Source organism: Paucibacter sp. DJ2R-2, assembly GCF_025717675.1.
Classification (GTDB): Bacteria; Pseudomonadota; Gammaproteobacteria; order Burkholderiales; family Burkholderiaceae_C; genus Paucibacter_A.
Genome location: NZ_JAJIRT010000001.1, coordinates 545187 through 557400, shown reverse-complemented (window position 1 = coordinate 557400; position 12214 = coordinate 545187). Strand labels below are relative to the sequence as shown.

Below are 12214 nucleotides of genomic sequence, written 5' to 3'. Positions count from 1 at the left end.
CCTGGGTGGAATGCAGTACCCAGCGAAAAGCAGGTGGTCTTTTAGTCGTTTAGTAAATCCTCAGGGTTCTCCCGAAACTGCGCACGACGCGGCCTGAGACAAGGACCCGACATCAACCTGCGAACCCGGATCGGGTTTTGGCGCTGAGCCTTGCATCGAGCTTCACGGTGGCGGGTCCGACGCGTTCAAGTCAAGGAACGCCAGGGCGTCCGAGCCAATTCGAAATGGGTAGCGGGGCATGCCGTCTGGAACACAGGCGATCGAGGCCCGGCTTCCGCAAAACAAAGCCCGCCCTTGGGCAAGATCAGGAGACAGACCATGACATCGAAGAACACGCACGAATCACGACAGCGTCGCTGGGCCTTCACCGCCAAGACGCCGATTGCCACGGCGGTCGGCATCGCTTTGTTGGCCTTGGGCGGCAGCGCCCACGCGCAGGCCGCTGTGGCCGACAAGCCCGCCGACAAGAAGGCCGAACCGGCGCAGATGGACACGGTGGTCGTCACCGGCTATCGCAGCTCGATCGAGAAGAGCCTCGACCAGAAGCGCAATGCCAATGCCATCGTCGAAGTGGTCAATGCCGAAGACGTGGGCAAGTTCCCCGACAAGAACGTGGCCGACGCGCTGCAGCGCGTGCCCGGCGTGGTGGTGGACCGCAGCGGCGGCGAGGGCAAGAACGTCAGCGTGCGCGGGCTCTCGTCCGAGCTGACCCTGACCCAGCTGAACGGCAACTACATCGCCACGGCCGAGTCCAACGGCGACCCGACCCGTTCCTTCAACTACATGCTGATGCCGGCGAACATGCTGTCCAGCGCCGAGCTGTTCAAGTCGCCGGAAGCGCGCCTCGATGAAGGCGGCGTCGGCGGCACGGTGATCCTGCACACACGCCGCCCGCTGGACATGAAGTCCAACAGCGGCTTCTTCACTGCCGAGGGCACCTCGGCCGACACCACGAACAAGATCGATGGCCAGTTCTCCGGCCAGTACGCCTGGCATGACGAGGCCAAGCGCTTCGGCGTGCTGGTGGGTGTGACGCAGCAAAAGCGCACCACCCGAACCATGGGCGCCAGCACCGAAAACTGGCAGTGGTACGGCGACAACTACAAGACCAACCCCGCCACCGATGTCAATGGCAAGCCCTCGGGCATGAGCAGCTACTGGTGGGGCCAGTCCGGCTTCTACGACCAGAGCGGCAAGTACTACAAGAACTTCATGATGCCGACCTCGGTCAACCTCAACGTGAAGAGCGAAGAGCGTGAGCGCCAAGGCGGGCAGCTGACCCTGCAAGCCAAGCCCATCGACCGGCTGACCCTGACCGGCAACTACTTCCGCTTCAATCTGTCGCAGAACTCGCAGACCAATATCCTCAAGGTGCCCGAGTGGAACCTGGCCCGTTACGACGGTGACGGCAACTGGCCCACCGGCCGCCTGCTGGACCGCCTGACCTTCGATCCCAGCGGCACCATCGTCACTGGCGCCCAGTACAGCGCCCACCCCGGAAAGACCTATTACTGCAGCGAAGGCGCCGCAGCTGCCGGCGGCCAGAAGCCTGGTGGCTGGGGCCCGGACGATTGCACCGTGCCCACGCCGCAGATCACCGGCAGCTACAACCGCGAGAAGGCCTTGTCGCAGACCGCCGACCTCACCGCCGAGTGGAAGGGCGACAGCATCGAAGCCAGCTTCAAGCTCGGCCGTACCTGGGCCAAGGGCGGCCCGGACATGCAGTTCTCCATGCCCATCAAGCCGCGCATGCAGAACGCCAACGGCAGCTGGACCATGGGCAACACCGCCAGTGCCTGGAGCTTGGTCGGCACGCCGACCATGACTTTTGCGCCCGAGCTGATGGCCAATCTGCAGAAGGGCATTGGCGAGATCGACCTCGGCTCCACCTCCTCGTCCTGGACCAAGAACGGCACCGAGCAGAAATACGCCCAGGCCGATTTCACCTGGCAGCAAGACAGCGAGTGGCTCGACTCCCTGCAGTTCGGCCTCAAGACCCGCGATGGCGGCACCCGCCGCAGCACCGGCAACAACTACTGGGTCTGCCAGGGTGCGGACCCCGCCAACTACGACAAGCGCTTCCAGAACGGCTGCGACGCCACGGCGTCCAAGTTCCTGCCGTCCTTCCTCTACGGTGACTCGCTCGGCAATCTGGCCGGCGGCCTCAGCGCCAGCGCCTTCCCGGCCATCGACTACCCGGCCTATATCGCGCACCTGAACAAGACCTACGGTGCAATGCAGACCCGCCAGGAGAACAACTTCGTCTACAACGTGGGCGAGAAAATCACGGCCGCCTACCTGCAGGCAAACATCCGCGCCGACCGCCTGCGCGGCAATGTGGGCCTGCGCCTGGTGCGCACCAAGCAGCATGCCGATTCGACGGACCAGGTCGATTACTACAACGACTACTTCTTCGACGGCCCGGACGGCAACCCCGCGCCCTGCTTGCCGGGCGGCCTGCCGGCCACCGGCGCCCCGGCCGGCTCGGGCTGCGTCAGCGGCTTCACCAAGCTGCCGGACAGCAACAGCAACCCGGCCACCGGCCATGTCTCGTCCTTCGTGGTCAGCTCGCTGGACCGCAGCTACACCGATGTGCTGCCCAGCCTCAACCTGGCCTATGACCTGAGCAAGAACCTGCTGCTGCGCGCCGCTGCATCCAAGGTGATTGCCCGCCCGAGCTACGGCGACATCGCCTCGCCCGGTGGCCTCAAGTCTTACAGCCAGGAATACGTCAACGACCGTCGCCTGATCGGTGGCGCCGACAAGGTGGGCTGGTTCGGCCAGGGCAGCAACAAGAGCCTGGAGCCCTACAAGGCCACGCAGTACGACCTGGGCCTGGAGTGGTACTTCCACCGCGGCTCGGTGCTGGGCGCGGGCTTGTTCCGCAAGAACGTCAGCAACTTCTCGGTGCCCGTGGTGCGCGATATGGTGATGGACGTGGGCGGCACCAGCGTCACCGTGCAGAACTACGCCACCAGCGCCGGCGGCCGCGACGCCGTCTCGCAAGGCATCGAGCTGTACGGCCAGCACACCCTGGACTTCGGCCTGGGTTTCCAGTTCAACTACACCTACAACAAGACCAACCAGGCCGAGATCACCTTGGCCGACGGCAAGGTGATCGGCAAGTCGCCTCTGGTCGGCAGCGCCAAGAACCAGGGCAATCTGACCGTGTTCTACGGCAACGACCAGTACTTGCTGCGCGCCTCTTACAACCGCCGCGGTGTGGTGGTGGGCGGTCTGATGAACGGCTTGAATGTCTACTCCGACCCCTACAGCCAGATCGACCTGAATGCCGCCTACAACGTCAGCAAGGCGCTGAGCCTCACGGCCTCGGTGCTCAACCTGACCAAGCAGGAAGCACGCTCGCACCTGGGCAATGACACGCAGGATCGCTTCTATGGCAACAGCTACGCCGGGCGCATTGCCTATGTGGGCCTAACCTACAAGTACTGACGCACCGGCCAATTGCACGATGTTCCTCGACCCCTCGCGCTGACCTCGTGAGGGGGCCACCGGTCGGCATGGGCTGCAACCCAGGGCCGACCTTTTTCTTTGTGTGTTTGTGTGTGCGTGTGCCGCGCCCCTGACCCGGCAGGAGGGTTTTCAAGCATGAGTGAAAGCAGCAGTCTCGACAAGGGCCTCAGCATCAGCAATCCAGCCCAGGACGCGCGCATCCGCCGCGTGGTGGTGGTCGGGGGCGGCAGCGCCGGCTGGATGGCCGCAGTCACCCTGGCCACCTACCTGGGCCGGCAGGCCTCGGTGCGCTTGATCGAGTCCGAGGAGATCGGCATCGTCGGCGTCGGTGAGGCCAGCGTGCCGCACATCCGCATGTTCAACGGCCAGATGCTGGGCATCGACGAGACGGAGTTCGTGCGCCGCACCCAGGGCACCGTCAAGCTCGGCATCGAGTTCCGCGACTGGGCCCGCATCGGCGACCGCTACACCCACGGCTTCGGCGTCATCGGCCGCTCGCGCGGGCCGCTGCCCTTTCACCAGTTCTGGCTCAAGCAATTCCTGGCCGGCCGGGCCGGGCCGATTGGCGACTACTCGCTGCAGACCTTGATGGCACCGCAGGGCAAGTTCATCCCCGGCGACCCTTCGGCGGCGCCGGATTCGCCGCTGGCCGATATCGCGTATGCCTACCATTTCGACGCCAGCCTCTACGCGCGCTTTCTGCGCGAGATCTCCGAACGCCGCGGCGTGCAGCGCATCGAAGGCAAGATCGTGCGCGCCCTGCAGCGCACTGACGACGGCTTCATCGAGGCCGTGCAGCTGGAAAGCGGCGAGCGCGTCGAGGGTGATCTCTTCATCGACTGCTCGGGCTTTCGCGGCCTGCTGATCGAAGAGACCCTGAAGACCGGCTACACCGACTGGTCACACTGGCTGCCTTGCGATCGCGCCCTGGCCGTGCCTTGCGAAGGCGCCAATCCGATCACCCCATACACCCGCGCAACCGCCCAGGCCGCCGGCTGGCAATGGCGCATCCCGCTGCAGCACCGCATCGGCAACGGCTATGTCTTCTCCAGCCAGCACCTCAGCGAGGACCAGGCCGCCGCCACCCTGATGGCGAATCTCGACGGCAAGCCCCTGGCCGACCCGCGCCTGCTGCGCTTCACCACCGGCATGCGCAAGCAGGTCTGGAACAAGAACGTGATCGCCCTGGGCCTGGCCAGCGGATTCCTGGAGCCGCTGGAATCCACCAGCATCTACCTCGTGCAATCGGGCCTCAGCCGCTTGCTCAGCCTGTTCCCGGGTCGTGAGTTCAACCCGCAGCTGGCCGAGCGCTTCAACCGCGAGACCGCGTTCGAGTACGAGCGCGTGCGCGACTTCTTGATCCTGCACTACCACGCGACCGAGCGCGACGATTCCGATTTCTGGAACGACTGCCGCACCATGTCCGTGCCTGACAGCCTGCGCGAGGCCATGGACCTGTTCCGCGCCGACGGCCGCTATTTCCGCCACGGCGAGGATTTCTTCGCCCTGCCCAGCTGGGTGCAAGTGATGCTGGGCCAGCGCATCCTTCCGCGCAGCTACCACCCCATCGTCGACGACATGCCCGAAGACCGCCTGCACGCTTTCGTGGAAGGCACGCGCCACATCCTGAGCGACGCCGTGGCCGTCATGCCCACCCACCAGCAGTGGATTGAGCGTTACTGGAGGGCCGCATGAAGTTTCGGACCTTGCTTCGTCGCCCGGCCTTGCTCATGGCTGCCTTGCTCATGCCTCTCTTGCTCGCCATGCCCGCCTCAGCCGCCGACCTGCTGCCCCTCACCCAAGCCTGGCAGTTCCGCCTCAGCCCCGCCAGCAACCAGGCTGCCGCCCATGCCGCAGCCACGGCCTGGCGCCCGGCCCAGGTGCCCGGCACGGTGCACACCGACCTGCTGGCCGCCCAGCTGATCCCCGATCCATATGTCGGCGCGCCCGAGGCTGCGCTGCAATGGATAGGACTGGCCGACTGGGAGTACCGCACGCGCTTTGATGTGCCACGCGCTCAGCTGGCGCAGGCACGCCAGGAGCTGGTCTTCGAAGGCCTGGACACGTACGCCGAGGTGCAGCTCAACGGCCGCACCTTGCTCCGTGCCGACAACGCCTTCCGCCGCTGGCGCGTGCCGGTGCAGCAGGGCTTGCTGCGCGCGTCTGGCAATGAGCTGCGCATCGTCTTCCATTCGCCCATCGCCAAACTCCTCCCTCAGGTGCAGGCCATGCCGGTCAAGCTGGCCGGCAACTACCCCTCGCCTTATGGCGACGAGCCGCCCGATGCCATGACGGGCAACTTCGTCCGCAAGCCTGGCTACCACTACGGCTGGGACTGGGGCCCGCGCTACGTCACCGCCGGCATCAGTCAGCCGGTGACCCTGCAGAGCTGGAGCGGCCTGCGCATCGAATCGCTGCAGCTGCTGCAGGATGAAGTCACGGCCGAGCGGGCCCGCTTGCGCGCCATCGCCACGCTGGAGCTGGCGCGTGCGGGGGGCTATCAGCTGCGTCTTTGGCAGACCGCCCCCGATGGCCGCCGCCAGCTGGCCGCCGAGCGGCGGGGCCAGGCCACAGAGGCCGGCCTGCAGAAAATCGAACTGCCCCTGCAGGTCGAGCAACCGCGGCGCTGGTTCCCTAACGGCTATGGCGAGCAGGCCTTGTACCGCTACGAGTTGGAGGTTTTGCAAGCGGGCCGGCGCATCGATGCGCTGAGCCAGCGCACCGGCCTGCGCAGCGTGGCCTTGAAGCGCGAGCCCGACGTGCAAGGCCGCGGCTTCCACTTCGAGGTCAACGGCATCCCTGTCTTCGCCAAGGGTGCCAATTCCATTCCTTTCGATATGTTCCAGTCGCGCGTCAGTGCTGTGCAGCTGCGCCGGGTGATGCAGTCCGCGCGTGATGCCAACATGAATATGATCCGCAGCTGGGGCGGCGGCTACTACGAGAGCGAGGCCTTCTTCGACCTGGCCGATGAGCTGGGCCTGATGATCTGGCAGGACTTCATGTTTGGCGGCGGCATGCAGCCGGCCTACGACCCGGCCTTCCGCGCCAATGTGGCGGTCGAGGCGCGCGAGCAGGTGCAGCGCCTGCGCCACCACCCCAGCCTGGTGCTTTGGTGCGGCAACAACGAGCAGGAGATCGCCTGGAAATACTGGGGCCATGGCCGTGACATGAAGGCCGCCGACCCGGCCCTGGCCGAGCGCGTCTGGCAGGGCTATGTGCAGCTCTTCGGCCGCGATCTGCGCCAGGTGGTGGCCGAGGAGGGCGGTGGCATCGCCTACTGGTCCAGCTCGCCCGGTGACGACCTGGCCGAGGTGGCCAACACGCCCGCCAGCGGCGATATGCACTACTGGGAGGTCTGGGGCAACCCGGCCCACCCGGTCAGCAAGTACCTGGAGATCACACCGCGCTTCATGTCCGAGTACGGCCTGCAGGCCTGGCCGGTGCAGGCCACGGTGGATGCGTTCGCGCCGCGCAGTGCGCAGGGCATCAGCGCGCCGCTGATCACCGCGCACCAGAAATTCATGGCCGGCCAGGGCAATGAGCGGCTGGTGAAATACATCCGCGAGGAGTTCGGCGAGCCGCGCGATTTTGGCGACTTCATCTACCGCAGCCAGCTGATGCAGGCCGAGGGCATCCAGCTCGCCGCCCTGCACCATCGCGCCAGCCGGCCCTTCACCATGGGCTCGCTGTACTGGCAGCTCAACGATGTCTGGCCCGGCGCGTCCTGGTCCAGCATCGACCATGTCGGCCGCTGGAAGGCGCTGCATTTCCAGGCTCGGCGCTTCTTCGCGCCGGTGACTGTGGCAGCGCTCCGTGAGGCCTCTGGCCAGACGCGGCTGCATGTCATCAACGACCGCACGGAACCCAGGCGCGGCAAGCTGAGCCTGCGCGTGATGACGCTGCAAGGCCGCACCCTGCTCGAGGAGCGCCAGGCGCTGACCCTGGCGCCGCTCTCGTCCCAGCTGCTCACTCGTTATGCCGATGCCGATTTGCTCGGCGATGCCGACCCGGCCTCCGCCGTGGCCGTGTTTGAGCTGCAGGTCGAGGGCGAACCGCCTTCGCGCAGCGTGGTGTATTTCAAGCCCGCCAAAGACCTGGCCTGGCCACAAGCCTCAGCCCTGCAGGCCCAGGTCGAGCGCGTGGGCGGAGAGCTGCAGCTGCATGTGCAAGCGCGCAGTCTCGCGCGTGGCGTCTGGATTGAGTTCGAGGGCTTGGACGTGGATGTGGCTGACAACGCTTTGACTCTGCTGCCGGGCGAGTCGCTGCGCCTCAAACTCAACAGCAAAGCTAATGTGGAAGACTTGCAGCGCGCCCTGCGCCTGCGTGTGCTCGGGAGTGCGGCGCTGTGATGAGCTTGTGGAATCCCCTGTGCACAACGGCATTGCTGTTCGCCGTGCTCGCACCGCTGCCTGCCGAGGCGACGCAACGAAGCCTCGGCCCGGTCACGCAGATCAGCCCGCGCGAGGACGGCGTGGACCTGCGCTTGGCGCGTGGCGCCCGGGCCCGCATCAGCTTCGTCACGCCCGAGGTGCTGCGCGTGCGCATCAGCCCCAGCGGCGCGCCTTTCGAGCCCGACACGGCCAGCTATGCGCTGAGCGCGTCGCCGTCGCAAGCCAAGGCGGAGCTGCGCCGCATCGGCCCGCAATTGCTGGAGCTGCGCTCGGCCAGCGGCACGCGGGTGCAGATCCGTCGCTCCCCTGAGCTGCAGCTGAGCGTGTTCGACAGCGCCGGCCGCCTGATCAGCGCCGATGATCCGGCACGACCGACGATGTTTGATGCCCAAGAGGGCAGTGTGGAGGCCAGCAAGCGGCGCGACGACTACGAGCTCTACTACGGCTTTGGCGAAAAAGCCCTGCCGCTCTCGCGCCACCAGCAGCATCTGGTGATGTGGAACGCCGACGTGCCCGATTACGCGCCCGGCCACGACCCGTCTTACCAGGCCATCCCTTTCTTCATCGCCCTGCACCAGGGCTTGAGCCACGGCGTCTTCCTCAACAACAGCAGCCGCAGCTGGTTCGACATGGGCAAGACCGAGCCGCAGCGCTGGCGCTTCGGCTCGGCGCGTGGCGAGCTGGATTACTTCGTCTTCACCGGCGGCCCGGATCGCAGCCCGGCCCGGGTGCTGCAGGACTACACCGCGCTCACCGGCCGCGGCCCGCTGCCGCCGCTTTGGGCCCTGGGCTACCAGCAGTCGCGTTGGTCCTACAAAACGCAGGATGAAGTTCTGAGCGTGGCGCGCGAGTTCCGCCAGCGCCAGATCCCGGCCGATGTGCTCTACCTCGACATCGACCACATGGACGGCTTCCGCGTCTTCACCTGGAACCCCGGCACCTTCCCGCAGCCGCGCGAGATGCTGGGCCAGCTGCATGCGCAGGGCTTCCGCGCCGTCACCATCGTCGACCCCGGCATCAAGCGCGACGAAGGCTTTGCCATCTACCGCAGCGGCCGCGAGGCCGGCGTGTTCATGCGCGGCGCCGATGGCCAAGAGCTGCACGCCAAGGTCTGGCCCGGCATCTGCGCCTTCCCGGATTTCACCTCGCCTGCCGCACGCGATTGGTTCGGCCAGCTCTACGCCGCGCCGCTGGACCTGGGCGTCGATGGCTTCTGGAACGATATGAACGAGCCGGGCGTGTTCGCGCCCGATGGCTTCAAGCAACCCGAGATCTCGCTCGGCCCGCAAAAGACTCTGCCGCTGGACGCTCGCCATGCCGGCGACGGCCGGCCCGGTGATCATGCGCGTTATCACAATGTGTTCGGCCTGCAGATGGCCCGCGCCAGCTTCGAGGGCCTGCGCCGCCTGCGCCCCGAGCAGCGGCCCATGGTGCTGACGCGCGCGGGCGCGGCCGGTGTGCAGCGCTATGCGGCGGTCTGGACGGGCGACAACTCGCCCACCTGGACGCATCTGGCGCTCACCATCCCCATGCTGAGCAATCTGTCCATCTCGGGCGTGCCTTTTGTAGGCGCCGATGTCGGCGGCTTCATGGGCAGCCCCAGCGCCGAGCTGCACAGCCGCTGGCTGCAGGCGGCCGTGCTCACGCCCTTCTTCCGTACGCATTCCAACGATGTCTCGGCGCCGCGCGAGCCCTGGGCTTTCGGCCCCGAGTTCGAGCGCATCAACCGCGCCACCATCGAGCTGCGCTACCGCCTGCTGCCCTACCTCTACAGCTTGTTTGAGGAGAACGAGCGCAGCGGCTTGCCGCCGCTGCGGCCGCTGTGGTTCAACTTCCCGCGCGATGTGCGCGCCAGCCTGGTGGACGACCAGTTCCTGCTCGGCCGCGACCTGCTGGTGGCGCCGGTGCTGCGCGAGGGCGAGCGCCAGCGCAGCGTCTACTTCCCCGCCGGCGAAGCCTGGCTGGACTGGTGGACCGGCCGCCGCTTTGAGGGCGGCAGCGAGGCCACCGTGGCCGCGCCGCTGGACCGCCTGCCCCTGTTCGTCCGCGTGGGCGCCGCCGTGCCCACGCAGGCGCCGCTGCAGCATACCGGCGAGATGCGCGCGGCGCCGCTGACTCTGACCGTGGCCTGGGGCGGCCCTGGCCACAGCGAGGTGTTTCAAGATGCCGGTGAGGGCTATGGCTATCGCCAGGGTGCGTCGCGCCGCATCGGCGTCCGCCAGGATGGCCAGGGGCTGACGCTGGAGCTGCCCCCGAACGCCGGATTTCAGCGGCTGGCGCGGCTGGAGATTCTGGGCTTGGGGGGCGCAGTGCCTACGCGTACCTGGGCGTTCGACGGACTGCCATTGCCGGCTCAGACGCTGGATGCTGAGGCGGGCCGGCTGCTGCTGGAGTTGCCCGCTGGGGCGGACGAGGGCTTGCACCAGATCCGGCTGGCGCACTGAGGCGAGCGGGCAGATTGCCAAGAGCAACAAGACGAGAAGAATGAGGACAACGATGCGCACGACACGCCTGATCTTCAACAAAGCCCGCCTGGCCGGCGTTCTGCTGGCCGCACTGGCAGCCCTGGCGCCCAGCCTGGTGCTGGCCGCGCCCACCGAGGGTTGGAAGCTGCGCTACCAGCGCAGCTACAACGGCAAGCCGGTCGAAGGCCAGGACCCGATCTGGGTGTTCGCCGCCAAGGGCGAGGCCTTGATCAGCTCCGAGGCCATCCTGGCCGGCAAGGCCGGCTTTCCCTTCGAGCAGCAGTTCATCAAGCCCGCCGCGCAAGAGCTGCTGCAGCTGGCGCGCCTGAGCCCAGGGGAGGGCATCGCCACCCTGGACCGCGAATCGCTGCCCAAGCAAAGCTACGAGTTCAGCGAGGAGACGCGCACCATCCTCGGCTACCGCTGCAAAAAGGCCAAGACGGTGGTGAACTCCAACACCATCGAGCTCTGGTACACGACCGAGCTGCCCGCGGCCGGCGCGCCCACCGTGCTGGGCCACCAGCTGGGCCTGGTGCTGGAGCTGGTGCGCAACGGCAACTTCGTCATCAGCGCCACGCAGATCGAGCCCTTCCAGGGCCTGGATCTGGCCGAGATGGCGCAGGGTGGGAAGGTTGAGGCCGCGCCGCTGCTCGACGGCCTCAGCTACAAAGATCGCGTCTGGCGCAGCCGCTTCACCACCATTCCGGTGTTCCAGGACCAGATCGTCAACTTCTCGGGCGAGGACCGCGAGCCACGCGAGGGCGTGACCCGTTACGCAAACGGTACAGTGGTGCTCAAGACCGTGCAGCTGCCCGAGATCGCGCCGGGCAGCCAGGTGTTTGTGGATCTTCTCGCCCGCTCGAACGGCGATGCGTATGACCGCACCGGCTCGGTCTTTGTGATCCCGCTGGGCACGAAGGATCCAGAGAAGGGAAAGAAGGCCACGCGCACCTTCCTGGACGGCCTGCAGCGCGGCGTGGCCGCCTTGCCGGCCTATCAGAACGGCAATGACCGGACCTACCGCGGCGTGGTCGCCACCGAGGACTATGCGCCCCTGATCGAGCTGATGCGTTTCTTCACGCCCTTTGGCGTCAAGCACTACAACCACCTGCAGCTCAAGGGCAAGACCTGGCACGAGGCCGCGCCCTACCGCATGGACATCACCGATCTGGCCCAGCGCCTCTCGGGCCAGCAACTGGCCCTGGGCGTGTTCATCGGCAACTACGACAAGGGCGGCCACAAGCTGGATCTCAACCTCACCATCCACCCCAGCGACGCCGCCACCGCCATGTTCTCCAAGCCGGTGAGCCCGAGCACGGGTGCAGCGGCTTCTTCGGCTTCTTCTTCTTCAGCTCCGCGCCTGATCCCGCTGTTCAACACCACCAATGTGATGGAGATGGCCGAGCAGGACTACGCCACCATGTTCGACAAGCCCAAGGGCCTGGAGGTGGATTTCACCCTCGACCGCCCGCTCAAAAACGCCCGCCTGCGCTACATCAGCACCGGCCACGGCGGCTGGACCAACGGCGACGAATTCGTGCCCAAGAAAAACACCATCCTTCTCAACGGCAAAGAGGTGTTCTCCTTCGTCCCCTGGCGCCAGGACTGCGGCGCCTTCCGCCTCTTCAACCCCGCCTCCGGCAACTTCAACGACGGCCTGTCCTCCTCCGACATCAGCCGCTCCAACTGGTGCCCCGGAACGGCAACCAACCCGATCTACATCGACCTCGGTAACTTGAAAGCCGGGCGGCACCGCATGACGGTGCGGATTCCGCAAGGGCCGCGCGAGGGGACGAGTTTCAGTTCATGGAATGTGTCGGGGGTGTTGGTGTGGGAGTGAGGCTGCACTTGGTCGGTGTTTCGGGCTCCTCTGGTTGTTGAATG

The 12214-nt window shown here is 66.5% G+C and carries 5 protein-coding genes; all 5 read left to right on the top strand.

Translation table 11 applies throughout. The annotated features are described in order from the left end of the window. The first annotated feature begins 318 nt into the window (after positions 1–318). The 5 genes from LNV28_RS02470 (at position 319) to LNV28_RS02450 (ending at position 12170) form a co-directional block, all read left to right on the top strand. The gene (locus tag LNV28_RS02470; RefSeq protein ID WP_263516656.1) at positions 319–3453 is read left to right on the top strand and encodes a TonB-dependent receptor; all 3135 of its coding nucleotides are present in this window, start codon (positions 319–321) and stop codon (positions 3451–3453) included. 156 nt (positions 3454–3609) lie between these two features. After that, positions 3610–5169, top strand: a complete 1560-nt coding sequence (locus tag LNV28_RS02465; RefSeq protein WP_263516657.1) for a tryptophan halogenase family protein — start codon at positions 3610–3612, stop codon at positions 5167–5169. Further along, complete coding sequence (locus LNV28_RS02460) at positions 5166–7823, top strand: beta-mannosidase (RefSeq protein WP_263516658.1); 2658 nt, start codon at positions 5166–5168, stop codon at positions 7821–7823. The genes LNV28_RS02465 and LNV28_RS02460 overlap by 4 nt, the downstream gene beginning before the upstream one ends. After that, a complete protein-coding gene (locus tag LNV28_RS02455) occupies positions 7823–10309 on the top strand; it encodes a glycoside hydrolase family 31 protein (protein WP_263516659.1) in 2487 nt (828 codons plus the stop codon). The genes LNV28_RS02460 and LNV28_RS02455 overlap by 1 nt, the downstream gene beginning before the upstream one ends. 52 nt (positions 10310–10361) lie before the next feature. Then, on the top strand, positions 10362–12170 hold the full coding sequence (locus LNV28_RS02450) for a PNGase F N-terminal domain-containing protein (protein WP_263516660.1): 1809 nt from the start codon (positions 10362–10364) through the stop codon (positions 12168–12170). Positions 12171–12214 lie beyond the last annotated feature (44 nt).

Coding starts and splice junctions, on each gene's coding strand:
- LNV28_RS02460 (WP_263516658.1), top strand. CDS start 5,166: ATGAAGTTTCGGACCTTGCTTCGTCGCCCGGCCTTGCTCATGGCTGCC.
- LNV28_RS02465 (WP_263516657.1), top strand. CDS start 3,610: ATGAGTGAAAGCAGCAGTCTCGACAAGGGCCTCAGCATCAGCAATCCA.
- LNV28_RS02470 (WP_263516656.1), top strand. CDS start 319: ATGACATCGAAGAACACGCACGAATCACGACAGCGTCGCTGGGCCTTC.
- LNV28_RS02450 (WP_263516660.1), top strand. CDS start 10,362: ATGCGCACGACACGCCTGATCTTCAACAAAGCCCGCCTGGCCGGCGTT.
- LNV28_RS02455 (WP_263516659.1), top strand. CDS start 7,823: ATGAGCTTGTGGAATCCCCTGTGCACAACGGCATTGCTGTTCGCCGTG.